Consider the following 20,016-nt stretch of genomic DNA (forward strand, 5'->3'; position numbering starts at 1 on the left):
AAGCTTCGTTTATACTTTTAATAAGCCTTATATTTGGAACTTATAAATAACGAATCTTATGATAAAGTATTTAAAACTTTCTTTCTTAACAGTTTTTTTTTCTGGAACTCTTTTTGCACAACAATCGTCGGTTTACACACATGATTTAACCGAATTTAATCGTGCGGTTGAATTGTATAAAGATAAACAATATCAAGCAGCACAAATTTTATTTGATAAAGAAAAAACAAAAACAAACAACCAAGAAGTTGCAGCTGATTGCGCTTACTATATTGCCAATTGCGCCATTCGATTAAATCAAATGGGTGCTGATGTTTTGGTTGAAAATTTTGTAGAAGATTATCCAACCAGTACAAAAACAAATCAAGCCTATATTGATGTGGCTCATTACTATTTTGATGAGGGAAATTATCCAAAATCATTAGAATGGTTTGATAAAGCAGATCCCAATTCAATGTCTCAAGCAGACAAAGAAAAATATAATTTCCAAAAAGGATATGCCTATTTTACAGCTAAAAACAACAAAGAAGCCGCTAAGTATTTTAATATGGTGGTGAATTCTAAAACATTTGGAAGTCAGGCAAAATACTATTTAGGGTACATGTCTTATGAAACGGATGATTATAAAAGTGCCAATGAGTATTTTGAACAAGTTTCTGACCAAGATAAGTACAAAGAAAAAATGGGCTATTTTCAGGCCGATATGAATTTTAAATTGGGTAATTTTCAAAAAGCAGTTGATTTAGGTTTAGAACAAATGCCAAAATCAAGAGCCGATGAGAAGAGCGAATTGTCCAAAATTATTGGAGAAAGTTATTTCAATTTAAAAAAATACGACAAAGCATTACCTTATTTATTAGACTATAAAGGAAAAAAAGGAAAATGGAACAACACCGATTTCTATCAGTTGGGTTATGCGTATTATCAACAAAAAGATTATGAAAATGCCATCACACAATTCAATAAAATTATTGATGGAAATGATGCTGTGGCTCAAAATGCCTATTATCATTTAGCGGAAAGCTATTTAAAAACAGATAAAAAGCAACAAGCTTTAAACGCATTTAAAAAAGCATCTGAAATGGAATTTGATGCTAAAATTCAAGAAGATGCGTATTTGAATTATGCTAAATTAAGTTACGAAATTGGAAATCCATATCAATCAGTTCCTGAAATTATGAATGCGTATTTGGCAAAATATCCAAATACGTCATATAAACAAGAAATCAATACGCTCTTAATTAGTTCGTATATCACTTCAAAAAATTATAAAGAAGCTTTGGTTTTATTAGAAAAAAGTAAATCACCAGAAAACAAATTAGCGTATCAAAAAGTGACTTTTTATAGAGGTTTAGAACTGTATACCGATGGCGATTTCAAAGGAGCTTATTCATTATTTAAAAAATCTATCGCAGAAAATAAAGATGCAAAATTTTCAGCAAGAGCAACCTTTTGGAAAGGCGAAACAGAATACAATTTGGATCAATTTGAAGAAGCAAAATTAAGTTTTTTACAATTTTTAAATAGCGCAGAAGCTTCAACTACTCCTGAATTCAAAAATGCAAATTACAACTTAGCGTATGCGTATTTTAAATTAAAAGAATATGATAATGCCATCAAATATTTTGGCGATTTTACAACTTCAATTAAAGACGATAAAGTACGCTTGACAGATGCCTATTTGCGTTTAGGGGATTGTAATTTCATCTCGACAAAATATTGGCCAGCAATGGACGCTTACAATAAAGCAATTGATTTAAAGAGTGTTGATGCTGATTATGCAGCTTTTCAAAAAGGAATTAGTTATGGTTTTGTAAGCAAACCTGAACGTAAAATTGAAGATTTAGAAAAATTTATAAAAACCTATCCAACGTCTCAATATGCAGACGATGCACTATATGAATTGGGAAATACTTACGTGAATCAAAATCAAACCGATAAGGCGATTTCGACTTATGACAAATTAATTAGCAGTTACAAATCGAGTTCTTATGTAGCAAAAGCTATTCTAAAACAAGGGTTGATTTATTACAACGGAAATAAAGAAGAGCAAGCGTTAACAAAATTTAAAAAAGTAGTTGCTGAATATCCAAATTCTCCAGAATCATTAGAAGCCGTATCAACTGCACGTTTAATTTATGTAGATAGCGGTAAAGTTGACGAATATGCTGATTGGGTTAAAACCTTATCTTTTGTAGAAGTTTCAAATGCTGATTTGGATAATGATACCTATGAATCTGCCGAAAAACAATATTTGCAAAACAATGCCAAACAAGCTATTTCTGGATTTACAAGTTATGTGAGTAAATTTCCAAACGGATTACATGCGTTAAAAGCAAATTTCTATTTGGCGCAGTTGTATTTTGCTGATAATTTAGAAGCAAATTCCGTGAAACATTATGATTATGTAGTTTCAAAACCACGAAATGAATTTACTGAACAATCACTAGCTCGTTTGTGTCAAGTGCATTTAAAAGCAAAGAATTACGACAGTGCAATTCCGGTTTTAAAACGTTTGGAAACCGAAGCAGAATTTCCGCAAAATAAAACGTATGCACAATCTAATTTAATGAAATCGTATTACGAAAAACAAGATTTTGTAAATGCTGTAATTTATGCTGATAAAGTATTGGCAAATGATAAAGTTGATGATCGAATTAAAAGTGATGCACAAATAATAGTAGCGCGTTCGGCAATTAAAACGAATGATGAAACAAAAGCAAAAGAAGCTTATGCAAAATTGAATAAAATTGCAAAAGGCGAACTAAAAGCAGAAGCATTATATTATGATGCTTATTTCAAAAATAAAGAAGGAAAATTTGATGCATCTAACACAGTTGTTGAAAAAATTGCAAGTGATTATTCGGGTTATAAGTTTTTTGGAGCAAAAGCATTGATCATTATGGCAAAAAACTATTTCAGTTTAAATGATAGTTTTCAAGCTACTGAAATTTTGCAAAGTGTAATAGATAATTTCACAGAATATGCAGATGTAGTTGCTGAAGCACAAAAGGAATTAGACGCGATAAAAATCGAAGAAGCAAAACGTAATTCATCCATCACAAATTAATATATAGCAAGAAACTGTCATTCTGAACTAGTTTCAGAATCGCATCTAAAAAATTTGAACATGAAGAAATTAAATAGAATCACAATAGTTTTAGTAATATTCGGAATCCAATTTTCGTTTTCTCAAAAAAAAGATGAAAACATTGGCTCTGAAGTAGTAAATATTGTAAAACCATACACGCCTACCATTTCTGATGCTTTCAAAGTAAAAGAAACACCAGTTTTGGAAGATGAAGAAGAGCAAAAAAAGGAAACCATTCAGTATAATATTTTTTCATTTCCAGTAGCGTCAACTTTTACACCCGCGAAAGGAAAAGCGGCAGGAGTTGATAAAGCCGAAAAAGAAAAATTATACAACAATTACGCAACGTTAGGTTTCGGAAATTATCCAACAATAAATGCAGAATTGTTCATAACACAAAATCTTAGCCGAAGCAATTATGTAGGTGGAATGTTGCGCCATTTGTCTTCTCAAGGCGGCATCAAAGATTTGGTTTTAGATGATAAATATTACAACACAAGTTTAGATGTAACTTATGGAGTGCGTGAGCGCGATTTAAGCTGGAATGTAGATTTAGGGGTGAAAAATCAAATTTATAATTGGTACGGATTACCTACAGAAACTATTGCTTTTGATGATGCAACAATTAACAGCATCGATTCAAAACAAAGTTACAATACAATTGCTCTTGGCGGAAAAATGACATTAAAAGACGGAATTTTTAGTGAGGCAAGTATGCAATTTAAACGTTTTTCAGATGGATTAAATTCGGGTGAAAATCGATTTTTTATCAAGCCAAATTTTGATTTTGAAGTAATGAATCAAAAAATCAAAGCCGATTTTGTAGTTGATTACGTTGGTGGTAGTTTTGATAGAATGTTAGCTATAGATTCGGAATTAAAATACAGTACAATAATTGCAGGAATGAAACCAAGTATTTTATACCAACAAGATGATTTATCGGTGCAGTTAGGTGCGGGCGTTTTCTATGCAACTGCAAAAATTAATGGGGAAAGTGATGGAAAGATTTTTATTTATCCAAACATCAAAGCTTCCTATAAATTAGTTGGCGATATTTTAGTAGCTTATGCTGGTGCAGAAGGAGGTTTACAGCAAAACTCATATGCTGATTTTGTGGAAGAAAATTCATTTGTGTCACCAACACTTTTTATTGCACCCACAGATAACAAATATGATATTTATGCAGGTTTAAAAGGTAAATTAGCGAATTCAGTAGCCTTTAATGTTAGAGCATCCTATTTGAACCAAGATGATAAAGCGCTTTATGTGAGTAACGAATACAATCCTACATTTGCAAATACAGAAGGTTACGCTTATGGGAATTCGTTTGGGGTAGTTTATGATAATATAAAAACATTGAGTTTGTTTGGTGAATTAAAGGCCGATTTTTCTAAAAGTGTAACTTTTGGTATTAATGGAACCTACAATAATTATTCATCAGATACGCAAGCCGAAGCTTGGAATTTACCACAATTAAAAGTTGGAACAACAGTAGATTTTGACATCAACGAAAAATGGTATGCAGGTGCCAATGTGTTTTTTGTAGGCGAAAGAAAAGATTTGATATCAGTTCAGAATGCTGCGGCTGTTTTTCCACCAATTTTTGATCCAACAGTAGTTACATTAGACAGTTATTTCGATTTGAATGCGCACGTAGGATACAAATACAACGCAAGATTAACCGCTTTCTTAAAAGGAAACAATTTAGCCAATCAACAATACAACCGCTGGGCAAATTTCCCAGTACAAGGAGTTCAGGTGTTGTTAGGAGCGAATTATAAATTCGATTTTTAAAACTTCAACATTCAATATTCAAAATTCATTGTTCCAGGTTAAAAAAAAATGTTGAATATTCAATTTTGAACAACGAATTTTGAGGTTTACTAAAGTGGTTTTCTAAGTTTTTCAATACTATATTTCATGAATAAATATCTTTTTCTAATTATTTGTTTTAGTTTTTTGAATTGTAAGGATTCAGAAAATAAAATTGTGAATACAACCGAGATAAAATCTAATAATTTGAATTTCTTTGATTTTGATAAGGTTGAACATTATTCTAAAGACATAAAAGATGACGATATTTTGCAAGAAATGCAAAGATTAGATGGTGTTGATAAGAAATCTGAAGAGCATAATTATCTAAATCTAATTGGATATAATTATCCTAAAGATGTTAATGATAAAGAATTTATAAGTAATTTGGTAAAATACAAATTTTCAAAAATACATATTGATAATAATTTTCATAACGACATAAATAAACTTTTTAGTACATCAAAATGTGAAGGAGGTTATCCGTTAGCTTGTGCTCCAGTTTACAGAGATATTCTTGTTTTTTATAAACAAGATAAGATTATTGGAATAGCAAAAATTTGTTTTGAATGTGGACAAAGCTATATTTTGGGTTCTTCTAATGATGTAAGTTATTTTGGAAGTTGTGGGGAGTATGGTATATTGTATGAAATTTTAAAACAAAAACAATAATCCTTTACTTCCTTAGCGCTTTCTTTGCGAACTTTTTGATTAAACCATGACATTCAAACAAAAAATAAAATCCCATTATCAAAACCTATTATCTGAAAAAATAAACGAATTGCGTTTTATGATTTCCGATTTGGCTCAAGATGCGCAAAACGATGCGAAAGGTTCGGCTGGTGATAAGCACGAAACCGCTTTGTCGATGATGCATTTAGAGCAAGAAAAACTAAATCAAAAGTTAGCGGAAATCATCGGTCAAAAGAATAGCGTTGATAAAATTGATGCAGATGCAATTCACGCCAAAGTTGCACTTGGAAGTATGGTTCAAACCAACGAAATGCTGTTTTATATCAGTGGCGCTTTGCCAAAAATAACAATCGATAATAAAACCATTATTGCCGTTTCACCAGAATCTCCTTTGGGAAGTCAATTATTAGGAAAAAGACCAGGAGATGAGGTGTTAATCAACTCGAATCGTTTCGAAATAAAAACAATTGAATAAAATGTAAACCACTCACTCGAGTGGTTTTTTTATGATTTGTAACCAAAACTAACTCAAAATAACTTTTTAAGTTTATAATTTCATTAAAAAATCAAATTTTAGTTATAAATTATAATTAATAACAAAATTGTTGTTTATTATTTAAACTTAATTAATCAATTTTGCTTCATCAAATTAAGTGAATGTATCATCTCACTTACACAATTAAACATTTCAACGATTAAACTTAAAGATTATGTGCGGAATATTAGCCATTATAGGAAAAGGAAAAGAAGAAGCATTGGTACAACAATTGTCTAAAAGAATGAGCCACCGTGGTCCAGATGAAAGTGATATCCATGTAACTGAGAAAGGACACATTTTGGCACACGAGCGTTTGTCAATTGTCGATTTACATACAGGAAAACAACCTATTCAAGGAACCGATTCGGCTTGGATGGTGCATAATGGCGAAATATACAATCACAAAAAATTAAGAGAAACAACTTTAAAACATCACACATTTAGAACCACATCAGATTCAGAAGTTATCGTGCATTTGTACGAAGAATTTGGATATGATTTCTGCGATATGTTAGACGGAATTTTCGCTTTAGTAGTTATCGATGGAGATGATTATATTGTAGCTCGTGATCCACTGGGAGTAAAACCTTTGTATTATGGAATGGATGAAAGAGGACGCTTGTATTTTGCTTCCGAAATGAAAGCCATAACCGACCAATGCAAAACGTTTTCTACATTTCCGCCAGGACATTATTACACCGAAAAAACAGGTTTTGTGAAATATTACAAACCAGAATGGGAAGCGCATGAAACTGCAGTTGAAAAATTAGATTTAGAAGCTTTAAATGCAAGTTTAACTCAAGCTGTTGAAAAACGTTTAATGTGCGATGTGCCTTTTGGAGTATTGCTTTCAGGTGGATTAGATTCATCCTTAATTGCTTCAATTACTTCAAGATTGTTAGAAGGAACTGGACAAGAATTACATTCGTTTTCTATTGGATTAGATGCTTCGGCACCCGATTTAGTAGCAGCAAAAAAAGTAGCGGATTTTATTGGAACTACACATCATGAAATTCATTTCACAGTCGAACAAGGAATCGATATTTTAGATAAGTTAATTTGGCATTTAGAAACCTACGATGTAACGTCAATTCGGGCAAGCACGCCAATGTATTTCTTGTCAAAAGCGATTACAGAAAAAGGGATTAAAATGGTATTGTCAGGCGAAGGAGCCGATGAGATTTTTGGAGGTTATTTGTACTTTAGAAATGCGCCTTCAGTATTGGATTTTCAAAAAGAAACCATTGAACGCGTGCAGAAGTTATTTACAGCCGATTTGCTTCGTGCCGATAAATCAACCATGGCACATGGATTAGAAGCAAGAGTTCCATTTTTAGATAAAGCGTTTTTGGATTTAGCAATCAAAATTCAGCCAGAAGAAAAAATGCCAAAAACGTATGACGGAATTGAAAAATATATTTTAAGAAAAGCATTCGACACACCTGAGAAGCCATACTTGCCAGAAGAAATTTTATGGCGTCAAAAAGAACAGTTTTCAGATGGAGTAGGGTATAACTGGATTGATACTTTAATTGAATATTGTTCAAGTCAAGTAACTGATATTGAGTTTTCAAGAGCAAAAGAGTTGTTTCCATATAATACACCGGTTACAAAAGAAGCCTTTTTCTATCGTCGTATTTTTCAAAAACATTTTTCACAAGATAGTGCGGCACAAACCGTGCGAAAATGGATTCCAAAATGGCAAGAAAATCAAGATCCAAGTGGTAGAGCAAATGCCGCTCACGTAAAGGCAGATGTAGCTATTGCTTCAAGCGCAGCATTAGTGTAGTATTTCATAAATATGGTTTGTTGTTAGGAAGCGTCAGTTAGAAATAGCTGACGTTTTTGTTTTCAACAAATGTTAATAACTTAATGGCTTTTTATGCTTATTTATAGTCTATTTTTTATCGGAATGGTTATATTTGTCTGTTAATAAAAAATCGAATATTTTAAGAGTAAAATTATATGAGCGAAGAAGTTAAGAAAAACAATTATTCGGCAGACAGTATTCAGGCATTAGAAGGAATGGAGCACGTAAGAATGCGTCCTTCCATGTATATTGGCGATACTGGAGTAAGAGGTTTGCACCATTTGGTGTATGAAGTAGTAGATAACTCTATCGATGAAGCTTTAGCCGGTCATTGTGATACAATTTATGTAGCTATAAACGAAGATAATTCCATTACAGTAGAAGATAACGGTCGTGGTATTCCAGTTGATTTACACAAAAAAGAAGGCGTTTCTGCACTTGAGGTGGTAATGACTAAAATTGGTGCTGGAGGTAAATTTGATAAAGATTCGTACAAAGTTTCTGGAGGTTTACACGGTGTTGGTGTTTCGTGTGTAAATGCACTATCTGATCATTTACGTGCAACGGTTTATCGTGAAGGTAAAATCTACGAGCAAGAATACGAAAAAGGGAAAGCAATGTATCCAGTTAAACAAATTGGAACTACAGATAAAAGAGGTACAATGGTTACATTTAAACCAGATGCGACCATTTTTACACAAACTTTAGAATATTCTTACGATACTTTAGCTTCTCGTTTACGTGAACTTTCTTTCTTAAATAAAGGAATTACAATTACTTTAACAGATAAAAGACATTTAGCTGATGACGGAAGTCAACCAGTTGAAACGTTTCATTCACAAGAAGGATTAAAAGAATTTGTTAAGTTTTTAGATGGAAATCGCGAACCAATCATTTCTCATGTAATTAGCATGGAGCATGAAAAAAGCGAAATTCCTGTTGAGGTTGCTTTAATTTACAACACAAGTTATACAGAGAATATTTTTTCTTATGTAAATAATATCAATACACACGAAGGAGGAACGCATTTACAAGGTTTCCGTATGGGGTTAACGCGTACGTTAAAAAAATATGCAGATGCTTCTGGATTGTTAGATAAATTAAAATTCGAAATTTCTGGAGATGACTTCCGTGAAGGTTTAACAGCTATTATTTCGGTAAAGGTGCAAGAACCACAGTTCGAAGGTCAAACCAAAACCAAATTAGGGAATAGAGAAGTAGTTTCTCCAGTTTCTCAAGCGGTTTCAGAAATGTTAGAAAATTATTTGGAAGAAAATCCAAATGATGCAAAAATCATTGTTCAAAAAGTAATTTTGGCTGCTCAAGCCCGTCATGCTGCTAAAAAAGCACGTGAAATGGTGCAACGTAAAACCGTAATGGGTGGTGGAGGATTACCAGGAAAATTGTCAGATTGTTCAGAACAAGATCCAGCAAAATGTGAAATTTTCCTTGTCGAGGGAGATTCGGCAGGTGGAACAGCTAAACAAGGACGTGATCGTTTTTTTCAAGCAATTTTGCCTTTACGTGGTAAAATTTTGAATGTGGAAAAGGCAATGCAACACAAAGTATTTGAAAACGAAGAAATTCGAAATATTTTCACAGCATTAGGGGTTACCATAGGTACTGCAGAAGATTCAAAAGCATTGAATTTAGAAAAATTACGTTACCATAAAGTAGTGATTATGTGTGATGCCGATGTCGATGGTTCTCACATTTCTACCTTAATTTTAACATTCTTTTTCCGTTACATGAAAGAGCTTATTGAAAAAGGACACGTTTACATAGCGGCTCCACCTTTATATTTAGTTAAAAAAGGAAACAAAAAAGAGTATGCTTGGAACGATGACCAACGTGATATTGCTAATGAGAGAATGGGTGGAAGTGCTACAATTCAGCGTTATAAAGGTCTTGGGGAAATGAATGCGGAGCAATTATGGGAAACCACTTTGAATCCAGAAAACAGAACATTTAGACAAGTAACCATTGATAGTTTAGCAGAAGCGGATAGAGTTTTTTCAATGTTAATGGGTGATGAGGTGCCACCTCGTAGAGAATTTATTGAGAAAAATGCTTCTTACGCCAAAATTGATGCGTAAATCAAGTATAATAATAGGAATGTTTGCTGCTTTCTTTTTTACACAAAAAGTAAAGGGTCAGTCGTCAACAGAATTAGAACAAATAGGGTATCTGCTTTCAGATGCCCTTTTGTATTCAGAACAATATATAATTCCAGCTACTGATGCTGCGGTTTATCAAGCTTCCTCTGCATGGGTAAATTCTCCCAAAAAGAAAGAAAAATGGAAAGTTACTTTAGGAGTGCATACCAATGTTTTTTTTGTGCCCAAAAGAGATAGAAAATTTAGCATTCAAAATGATGATTTTCAGTTTTTTGAAATTGAAGGAGCTACAACTGCAACTGTTCCAACAGCATTGGGTAATGATGATCAAATTTATTTAGTTGGAGATTTAGGTGGAGAAGAAGTGCGCTTAGAAACACCGGAGGGTATTGATCAGGAAACGGTTGTTTATCCCTATTTACAAGGAGGAATAGAATTGCCTTATGGATTTGAATTTCTAGCTCGATATTCTGTAAAAACAAAGCTTAAGAGAGGTAATTATCAAGTTTATGGGTTTGGTTTAAAGCATAATTTGAGTCAATATTTTCCAAAAATAGAAGCTAAAAACATCTATTTTTCTGCTGCTGCTATTTATTCAAAAGAAGATTTGAGTTTTGAATTTCTAGATATCAATACCGTTTATGGAAATTTGGGAATCGATGTTTTTAATGCTCTAGTTGATACGTATCATTTTCAAATGAGTGCTTCTAAAGAGTTTAAAAAGTTTGAATTAATTACTAATTTGATAATAAACAGGAGCTCATTCGAATATATTGTAGATGGAAAAAAAGGTGCGATAGAAGAAGTTTTACCTGTTCAAGATGTAATTAATGACCTGTTAACTCGAATTTCAAAAGATAAAACCAATATTTTAGGAGAAGTTTCTGGTAGATACCAAATAAGCAAATTTTATGTGCAAAGTTCAATTGCTTTTGGTAAATTTGTAAACGGAAATATTGGTGTACAATATCAGTTTTAATTTTATAAATATTTAATATATACAACAAAATGAAAGTAACAATAGTAGGTGCGGGTAACGTAGGTGCAACATGTGCAGATGTTATTTCGTATAGAGGAATCGCAAGCGAAGTAGTATTAGTTGACATTAAAGAAGGTTTTGCTGAAGGTAAGGCTATGGATATTATGCAATGTGCTACAACAACTGTTTTTAACACACAATTGAGCGGAACAACAGGCGATTATTCAAAAACAGCTGGAAGTGATGTGGTAGTAATTACATCTGGAATTCCAAGAAAACCAGGAATGACTCGTGAAGAATTAATCGGAATCAATGCAGGAATCGTAAAATCGGTTGCAGATAACGTATTAACACATTCGCCAAACGCAATTATTGTAGTTGTATCAAATCCAATGGATACAATGACCTATTTAACATTAAAAGCTACTGGACTTCCAAAGAACAGAGTAATTGGAATGGGGGGGGCTTTAGATAGTTCACGTTTCAAATATTTCTTATCAAAAGCTTTAGATAAACCAGCTAATGATGTTCAAGGAATGGTAATAGGTGGTCATGGAGATACAACAATGATTCCATTAACACGTTTAGCATCTTACAACGGAGCGCCAGTTTCAAATTTCTTATCACAAGAAGCATTAGACAAAGTAGCTGCTGATACAATGGTAGGAGGAGCAACTTTGACGGGATTATTAGGTACTTCAGCTTGGTATGCGCCGGGAGCATCTGTAGCGTATTTAGTAGATAGTATTTTAAACAATCAAAAACGTATGATTCCATGTTCAGTTTTCTTAGAAGGAGAATACGGACAAGAAGATATTTGTATGGGAGTTCCATGTATTATCGGAAAAAATGGAGTGGAGCAAATAGTTGATATTCAGTTGAATGATGTCGAAAAAGCTGCCTTTGCAAAATCAGCTGATGCAGTTAGAGCAATGAATGCAGATTTGAAATCAGTACTATAATTTCAACAAGAAAATAGCAAAACTGTCAAGCAATTGGCAGTTTTTTTTTGAACCTAATCCAGCTTTCCATTGCAAGCTTTTATCGCAAAATTGTTAGCTTTTGCAAGAAAAAATCAGCTTCCTTTTGTTGTTGTTTTATGTTGTAAAAGCTAACAATTTTTGACTAATAAAAGGCTTTTTATTTTAATCTGGGGTATAATAGCATTTTAATCAAAATAAAATTGGTTAATCCTATTGTAAATTATATATTTGTCCGTTTTTATAAAATAGAATAATAAATTATAGAGTAATGCAGAATAGAGGACTAATTAAATTTTTCGCAATTATCTTTGCTTTGGTATGTGTATACCAACTTTCTTTCACTTTTGTTGCAAACGGCATAGCTAACGATGCTAAAGCTTTTGCTAAAGGAGATTCAAAAAAAGAACTACGTTATTTAGATTCTTTGAAAAAAGAAGAAGTATTTCTTGGAAAAACCTACAAAGAAGTAACAGATAATCAAATCAACAAAGGTCTTGACCTTGAAGGAGGATTAAACGTAATTCTTCAAATTTCGGTTAAAGACATCTTAAAAGGATTAGCAAACGAAACAAAAAATCCAGCTTTCAACAAAGCACTTGCTGATGCGAAAATCAATCAACAAGGAAATCAAGATTACATCGATGCATTTTTTGAAGAAGCTGATAGAGCTAATTTAAGATTGGCTGATGCTGATGTTTTTAGAAATAAAAACCTTGATGGAATTATTGAAATAGGAATGACAAACAAACAAGTTCAGCCTATTATCAAACAAAAAGTTAATGAGTCTGTAGAAAGTGCGTTCAAAGTATTAAGAGAACGTATTGACCAATTTGGTGTTACACAACCTAACATTCAATTATTAGGAAACTCAGGTAGAATCTTAGTTGAATTACCTGGGGCAAAAGATGTAGATAAAATCAAAAGAATTTTACAAACTTCGGCTCAGTTAGAGTTTTGGGTTGCACATTCAGATGTTGATGCTTTTGGCTATTTAATTCAAGTAAACGAAGCTTTAAAGAAAACAGAAGTAGCTAAAAAATCAACTCCAGTTAAAAACACTGGGATTGATTCTTTATTAACAGATAAAGCAGATTCTACTTCGGTAGTAAATCCACTTTTTGATAAACTACAATTATTAGGGCAACAACCTATGGGACAACCAGTATTAGGTATTGCAAAAGTAAAAGATACAGCTGTTATCAATTCATATTTTAAAAGAGCTGATATCAAAGCATTATTACCAGCTAATTTAACATATGCTAGAATGGCTTGGGAAAAATCAGACCCAAAAAATCCAGAATTTACACAATTGTATTTCTTAAAAGGAGATGCTTCAGGTAAGCCAGCTTTAGCAGGAGACATGATTACAACTACAAGAGCAGAAGCAGATGAATTTGGAAAGCAAGGTGTAACGATGAACATGAATTCTTATGGAACTCGTGAATGGGAAAAATTAACAAGTAGAGTAGCAAAAGAGCAAGGCTTTATTGCTATTGTAATGGATAACACTGTTTATTCTGCTCCACAAGTTAATGAAGCAATTGCAGGTGGAAGTTCGAGAATTTCTGGAAACTTTACAATTGAAGATGCACAAGAATTAACTAAAATTTTAGGTGCAGGTAAATTACCAGCAACTGCAGAAATTGTTCAATCAGAAGTAGTAGGTCCATCATTAGGAGAAGAAGCTATCAATAATGGATTAATTTCTTTTATTTTAGGGTTCGCATTAGTATTATTATGGATGGTAGTATATTATGGTAAAGCTGGATTCTATGCAAACTTAGCCTTGTTAGTAAATATTTTATTCATCTTTGGTGCTTTAGCTAGTTTTGGAGCTGTATTAACATTGCCTGGTATTGCAGGTATTGTATTAACAATTGGTATGGCGGTTGACGCTAACGTAATTATCTTTGAAAGAGCTAAAGAAGAATTAGATAATGGTAAAACGGTTCAAGAAGCTACAGATTACGCGTTTACATGGAAAGGTGCATTATCCTCAATTGTAGATGCTAACGTAACTACAGCTTTAACTGCTATCATTTTATTAGTATTTGGAACAGGACCAATCAAAGGTTTTGCAACTACTTTATTAATTGGTATTATAACTTCTGTATTTACAGCAGTATTTGTAACCAGAATGATTTTAGATTGGAGTTTAGTTCGTAATGAAAGATTAACTTTTTCTACTTCATTGACTAAAAATTGGTTTAAAAACTTAAATATTGATTTCTTAGGTAAAAAGAAAATCGCTTATGCTATTTCAACTGTATTAGTTGTATTAAGTTTGATTTCTTTATTTACTAAAGGATTAAATCAAGGTATTGATTTCGTTGGAGGTAGAACATACCAAGTTCGTTTTGACAAGCCAGTAGTAGCTGATGAAGTAGCTAAAGATTTAAGTGTTGTATTTGGTGAAGCTGGAGCTGAAGTTAAAATCTACGGAACAAACAATCAGTTAAAGATCACAACAAAATATAAAGTTGATGATGAAGGTGAAGGAGTTGATCAAGAAGTAAATAATAAGTTATTTGAAGGTTTAAAGAAAAACTTTCCAGCAGACATGACTTATGAAAAATTTGCTAATTTGTATGAAGGTAAAACAATCGGAATATTATCATCTGCTAAAGTAACAGGAACAGTTTCAAAAGATATTAAAACAAACTCAATTTGGGCAGTATTAGGTTCATTGTTTATTGTTTTTGTCTATTTGATGATTAGTTTCCGTAGATGGCAATTTGGATTTGGAGCGGTTGCTGCTGTTGCGCATGACGTAATCATTGTATTAGGTATTTTCTCTTTCTTCTATACAATTTTACCTTTTAACATGGAAATTGACCAAGCATTCATTGCGGCTATCTTGACGGTTATTGGTTATTCGTTAAATGATACGGTAATTGTATTCGACAGAGTACGTGAATATTTAGATTATAACTCATCACCAGATTTCAAAGGATTAGTAAACAAAGCATTAAATACTACTTTAAGTAGAACGATTAATACCTCTGCAACAACTTTAGTAGTATTAGTTGCTATCTTTATTTTAGGTGGAGAAACAATCAGAGGATTCGTATTTGCTATCTTAGTAGGTATTTTAGTTGGAACATATTCTTCATTGTTTATTGCTACTCCAGCTATGTCTGATGCAATTGGTGAAAAAGAAGGTCGTAAAATGGCTGAATTTAAAAAAGAAGACTAAATATTCTTATTTATATATTATTTAAAAGTCCTGATTTTATATCAGGACTTTTTTTATATTTATATTTCTAAAATTAATGATTATGCCTATTAAATTTTTTTTGTTGTCTTTTATTTTTGTTTTTTCTTCATGCAATAACAGTAAAATATATGATGATTTTGATTCCAATTTTGAGAAGAATCGTTGGGAAGAAAATGACATTAGAGTATTTGAGTTTGAAAACATGCAACCAGAAGAGGTTTGTGACTTAAAGCTGCATTTTGGTCATATTAGCGGGTTTCAATTTAAAGTAGTGCCTTTAGAAGTTGAAATAACAACTCCCAATGGAGAATTAGAAGTGTTGTCAATAAATGTTAAGTTAATTGATGAATCAGGAAAAGATATTGGTGATTGCACAGGAGATATTTGTGATGTCTTTCAAACTATAAAAACGTTTGAAACACTTGAAAAGGGAAAATATAAAGTTACTGTTAAAAGCAAATTTACGGGACCTTATTTGCCAAACGTACTGGGTGTGGGTGTGATTTTTGAAAAAATGAAATAAAGTTTATAAAAAAAGCGGTTAGAATTCTAACCGCTTTTCATTTATTCTTTAACTTTCTTTGCTTTAAGTACAAAGTAGAAACCAATGATTATAAATGGAATACTCAACCATTGTCCAGTTGATAATGCATTAAATAGTTCATATTTTTCAAAACCTTCCTGACTTTCTTTTACATATTCAACCACAAATCTTACAGACCATAGCAATATTAAAAACAATCCAAACAAATAACCTGCTTTGTTTCTTGCTTCCGTTTTCCAATATAAAAACATCAAAATGGCAAAAACAAAAACATAACAAATTGCTTCATATAATTGCGCAGGATATCTATAAGGAAATGCGTCTAAAATTGTTTTATATTGAGGATCTGTTGCAATTGCAGTAAAAGCTTGCTGTGCATCTTGAATATTAGTTTGAGCCATTATTGCAGGTTCACCAAGTGGTCCTAGGTAATCTTCTCCCTTGATGAATTTCATCGCCATAAAGCTATCGGCAGAAGTTGGTTTTCCAATAATTTCAGAATTCATAAAATTTCCCAGGCGAATAAAAATCGCTCCAAGCGAAACTGGAATAACGATTCGGTCTAAAATCCATAAAAAAGACCGCTTGATTACACGTCTCTGTATATAAAACATTGTTATTATGATTCCAATTGCGGCACCATGACTTGCTAATCCTGCAAACCCTGTAAAATGTAAAGTTGGATTTGTACTAATTGGCAATAAAATACTTAAAGGATCTTTATAAAACAAATCGGATTGATAAAACAAAACGTGACCCAATCTTGCCCCAAGCATTGTAGCTACAAGTGTGTAAACAAAAAGTTTATCTAACGAATCCACTGATTCATTTTCTCTAATAAAAATAGGTTTCATCACATACCAGCCTAATCCAAAAGCTAAGACCCAAGAAAGGCTATAAAAACGTAAGATGAAAAATCCCAAATCAATTCCTTCAGCAGGATTCCAAACCATATTTAGTGCGTAAATCATAAGTGTTTATTCTGATTAAAGCGTAAAAATAAATAATAATATTGTGTTTCGTGTTAAAATTCTAATAAGATATTTTCAATGGCAAAAATCAAGCTCACAAATCAAGTTCAAAATTCTATTTTCTAACTTCTAAATTTTCAAGGAACAGGATCATAACCACTTTTTCCCCAAGGATGACAACTAAAAATTCTTTTTAGAGCAAGCCAACCTCCTTTAAGTAAGCCATGTTTTTGTAAAGCTTGAATAGTGTATGTGGAACAAGTTGGTTCAAAACGGCAGGTTGCTGGTGTAAAGGGGGAAATGCCAACTTGATAAAATCGAACCAACAATACAAATGGGTAAGTAAGCCATTGTTTTAGTGTTTTTGGGTATTTTAATTGGTGTTGACTACACATAAATTATTTTTTTAAAAAAAAAGAATCTCAATACGAGATTCTTTTGAGTATGTTAAAAGGTAAAAGTAGTTCCGTCTTTTCCGTCTTTTAATTGGATGTCTAATGCTAATAATTGGTCTCTTATTTGATCTGAAAGCGCGAAGTCTCTATTAATTCTCGCTTGTTTTCGCATTTCAATCAATAACTCCACAACTCCTTTCAATTTTTCAGAAGTATTTGAAGCTGCTCCTGATGTTGTATTGTTAATCCCTAAAACATCAAATAAGAAGTTAGATAACGTAGTCGTGACTAATTGAATGTCGTCTGCAGTTAAAGTTGCTGTTCCATCATTAACTAAATTAATAAAACGAGCACCTTCAAACAATTGCGCAATCAAAATAGGAGTATTAAAATCGTCGTTCATGGCGTCATAACAACTTTGTTTCCAAGACACAACATCTAAAGAAGAGGAGTTACTTGCTTTCAACGTTGGAAGCAGTTTGTATGATTCCATCAAACGATTATATCCTTTTTCACTGGCTACCATCGCATCGTTAGAAATATCTAAAACACTACGATAATGGGCTTGTAAAAAGCAAAAGCGAACAATATTTGGTCCAAATGGTTTTTCAAAAAAGTTGTTATCACCTGTAACTAATTCCATTGGGAGGATATAATTACCAGTCGATTTACTCATACGTAAGCCATTCATAGTAAGCATGTTTGTATGCATCCAATAATTTACTGGCGAATGACCGTTGCATGCTTTTCCTTGTGCGACTTCACATTCATGATGTGGAAATTTTAAATCCATTCCACCACCATGAATATCAAACGTTTCTCCTAAGTATTTCGTACTCATTGCGGTACATTCTAAATGCCAGCCAGGAAAACCTTCACCCCAAGGTGAATTCCATCGCATAATGTGAGCAGGTGAGGCGTTTTTCCAAAGCGCAAAATCTTGTGGGTTTTTCTTTTCGCTTTGTCCGTCTAAATCTCTTGTATTGGCAAATAATTCGTCAATATTTCTATTACTCAATTCGCCATAATTCAAGCCTTTCTTATTGTAAGCAAACACATCAAAATAAACTGAACCATTGCTTACATAAGCAAAACCAGTGTCAATTAGCTTCTGTGTCAATTCAATTTGCTCTAAAATGTGTCCGGTTGCTGTAGGTTCAATTGTAGGCGGAAGAAAATTAAAAGTATCTAATACTTTATGAAAATCAACAGAATATTTCTGTACAATTTCCATAGGTTCTAATTTTTCTAAACGGGATTGTTTTACAAAACGATCGTTATCAACATCTCCATCATCGGTTAAATGTCCGGCATCGGTTATGTTTCTAACATATCTTACTTTGTAATCCAAATGTAATAAATATCTAAAAATCACATCAAAACTCATAAAAGTACGAACATTCCCTAGGTGTACATTACTATACACCGTTGGACCACAAACATACATACCAATATTTCCTTCATGAATAGGAGTGAAGATTGATTTTTCACCAGAAAGTGTATTGTATATTTTTAACGATTGATTTTTGTATAATTCCATTTTTGGTTATCGGTTTTCTGTTGTTGGTTTTTTATTGTTATGCTAAACTTGTATAGCATCTCAAGACCTAACTTCATCACCCAGCTTAAAACTGTGTATCTAATTTGATGTAATCTAAAAATTCTCTTCTGACTTTATCTTCTTTGAATTTTCCACCAAATTCAGCTGTTACCGTGCTGCTTTCAATATCGCGAATTCCTCTTGAATTCACACACAGGTGTTTGGCATCAATTACACACGCTACGTCATTTGTACCTAAAACTTTCTGTAATTCTTGAACAATTTGTATAGTTAAACGTTCTTGAACCTGAGGTCTTTTCGCAAAATAATCCACAATGCGATTCATTTTCGATAAACCTACAACTGTTCCATTTGAAATGTAAGCGACGTGAGCGCGACCTACAATAGGTAACAAATGATGCTCACAGGTAGAATAAACCACAATGTTTTTTTCTACAAGCATCTCATTATACTTGTATTTATTATCAAATGTAGAAGAGCTTGGTTTTTTTACAGGATTTAATCCTCCAAAAATTTCTTTTACAAACATTTTTGCCACACGATTTGGAGTGCCTTTTAAACTATCGTCTGTTAAGTCTAATCCAAGTGTATTTAAAATATGTTCTACATCTTTTTTTATCAATTCAATTTTTTCATCGTCAGAAATAGCAAATGCATCTTCGCGTAAAGGTGTTTGCGCACTTGTTGCAATGTGATTATTTCCAATTTCGTCCGGAAAATCCTCGTTTTGTATCATTGTTGTAAATTAGTTTTATAGCAATTTTTTATGCTGGCAAAGATAAATAATAAACTTTAAAAATAATTTCAATATGTTAATTATTAGAAAAATAATTGCCAAGTTTAAATTTTTGTTAAATTTGCTTTACAAACTATATAAATTACAAAATGAAAAAATTATTACTCTACCTTGTTATTTTAATTTCTAGCTTTAGTTTTTCACAAGAAAAATTAGCTGAAAATAATCCCTATTTGAAAGCAATTACATTAGAAAAGACAGATCATGCTAGTCTGAGCTTTATTAATGATGCAAAAATTTCTTGGGATTTTTCAGCCCTTGATACTAAAAACGTTGATGCAGCCATTGAAGTAGCTACTTTTTTTGATTGTTTCAATGGTGCTAATGGAAGTGATATCAAATCTCAATATTTTATCCTTTCTAAAGAAAAATTTATGGTAACGGGTAGTGCTCAAGTTAATCACGATGAAACTGGAACAAAATGTTTTAAGTGGAGACTTAGATTAAAAGAGAATGGTAGTGAGAAATTTTCAGAGTGGTTTTATTTTATCTATTTAAAAGAATAAGTA

Annotated in this window: 15 protein-coding genes; 11 read left to right on the plus strand and 4 right to left on the minus strand. The window is 32.4% G+C overall.

Translation table 11 applies throughout. The features are described 5' to 3' along the window. Positions 1–58: 58 nt before the first annotated feature. The 10 genes from OLM52_RS01380 to OLM52_RS01425 all read left to right on the plus strand — a co-directional run bounded on the left by OLM52_RS01380 (position 59) and on the right by OLM52_RS01425 (position 15,763). Positions 59–3,070, plus strand: a complete 3,012-nt coding sequence (locus OLM52_RS01380; protein ID WP_264549370.1) for a tetratricopeptide repeat protein — start codon at positions 59–61, stop codon at positions 3,068–3,070. A 60-nt stretch (positions 3,071–3,130) separates the two neighbouring features. Then, positions 3,131–4,885 (plus strand): TonB-dependent receptor, encoded by a 1,755-nt coding sequence (locus OLM52_RS01385; protein WP_264549371.1) that lies wholly within the window; start codon positions 3,131–3,133, stop codon positions 4,883–4,885. A gap of 195 nt (positions 4,886–5,080) precedes the next feature. Beyond that, positions 5,081–5,575 carry a hypothetical protein gene (locus OLM52_RS01390; protein WP_264549372.1) on the plus strand — a complete coding sequence of 165 codons (495 nt, stop codon included), beginning with the start codon at positions 5,081–5,083 and terminating at the stop codon, positions 5,573–5,575. 46 nt (positions 5,576–5,621) lie between these two features. Continuing rightward, the gene (locus OLM52_RS01395) at positions 5,622–6,071 is read left to right on the plus strand and encodes a GreA/GreB family elongation factor (protein ID WP_264549373.1); all 450 of its coding nucleotides are present in this window, start codon (positions 5,622–5,624) and stop codon (positions 6,069–6,071) included. A 235-nt stretch (positions 6,072–6,306) separates the two neighbouring features. Beyond that, positions 6,307–7,923, plus strand: coding sequence for an asparagine synthase B (asnB, locus tag OLM52_RS01400; RefSeq protein ID WP_264549374.1), 1,617 nt, complete (start codon positions 6,307–6,309; stop codon positions 7,921–7,923). Between the two features lie 176 nt (positions 7,924–8,099). Beyond that, complete coding sequence (gene gyrB / locus OLM52_RS01405; protein ID WP_264549375.1) at positions 8,100–10,040, plus strand: DNA topoisomerase (ATP-hydrolyzing) subunit B; 1,941 nt, start codon at positions 8,100–8,102, stop codon at positions 10,038–10,040. Next, entirely contained in the window at positions 10,012–11,040 is a 1,029-nt protein-coding gene (locus OLM52_RS01410; RefSeq protein WP_264549376.1) for a DUF6588 family protein, read from the plus strand. The genes gyrB and OLM52_RS01410 overlap by 29 nt, the downstream gene beginning before the upstream one ends. A gap of 29 nt (positions 11,041–11,069) precedes the next feature. Next, positions 11,070–12,002, plus strand: a complete 933-nt coding sequence (locus OLM52_RS01415; RefSeq protein WP_264549377.1) for a malate dehydrogenase — start codon at positions 11,070–11,072, stop codon at positions 12,000–12,002. Between the two features lie 289 nt (positions 12,003–12,291). After that, on the plus strand, positions 12,292–15,219 hold the full coding sequence (secDF, locus tag OLM52_RS01420; protein WP_264549378.1) for a protein translocase subunit SecDF: 2,928 nt from the start codon (positions 12,292–12,294) through the stop codon (positions 15,217–15,219). Between the two features lie 82 nt (positions 15,220–15,301). Beyond that, positions 15,302–15,763 carry a hypothetical protein gene (locus tag OLM52_RS01425; protein ID WP_264549379.1) on the plus strand — a complete coding sequence of 154 codons (462 nt, stop codon included), beginning with the start codon at positions 15,302–15,304 and terminating at the stop codon, positions 15,761–15,763. 41 nt (positions 15,764–15,804) lie between these two features. Here OLM52_RS01425 and lgt read toward each other — a convergent pair whose 3' ends face one another. From lgt to folE, 4 genes are all read right to left on the minus strand, one after another. Next, positions 15,805–16,755: a prolipoprotein diacylglyceryl transferase gene (gene lgt, locus OLM52_RS01430; RefSeq protein ID WP_264549380.1), complete on the minus strand. Its 951-nt coding sequence runs from the start codon at positions 16,753–16,755 to the stop codon at positions 15,805–15,807. Between the two features lie 137 nt (positions 16,756–16,892). Continuing rightward, entirely contained in the window at positions 16,893–17,150 is a 258-nt protein-coding gene (gene yidD, locus OLM52_RS01435; RefSeq protein WP_264549381.1) for a membrane protein insertion efficiency factor YidD, read from the minus strand. A 52-nt stretch (positions 17,151–17,202) separates the two neighbouring features. Further along, positions 17,203–18,690 (minus strand): cysteine--tRNA ligase, encoded by a 1,488-nt coding sequence (gene cysS, locus OLM52_RS01440; protein ID WP_264549382.1) that lies wholly within the window; start codon positions 18,688–18,690, stop codon positions 17,203–17,205. 85 nt (positions 18,691–18,775) lie between these two features. After that, positions 18,776–19,447: a GTP cyclohydrolase I FolE gene (folE, locus tag OLM52_RS01445; RefSeq protein ID WP_264549383.1), complete on the minus strand. Its 672-nt coding sequence runs from the start codon at positions 19,445–19,447 to the stop codon at positions 18,776–18,778. Positions 19,448–19,596: 149 nt separating this feature from the next. Between folE and OLM52_RS01450 the strand changes: the two genes are divergently transcribed. Then, positions 19,597–20,013: a hypothetical protein gene (locus OLM52_RS01450; protein WP_264549384.1), complete on the plus strand. Its 417-nt coding sequence runs from the start codon at positions 19,597–19,599 to the stop codon at positions 20,011–20,013. Positions 20,014–20,016: the final 3 nt, after the last annotated feature.

The organism is Flavobacterium sp. N2820, assembly GCF_025947285.1.
Lineage (GTDB): Bacteria > Bacteroidota > Bacteroidia > Flavobacteriales > Flavobacteriaceae > Flavobacterium.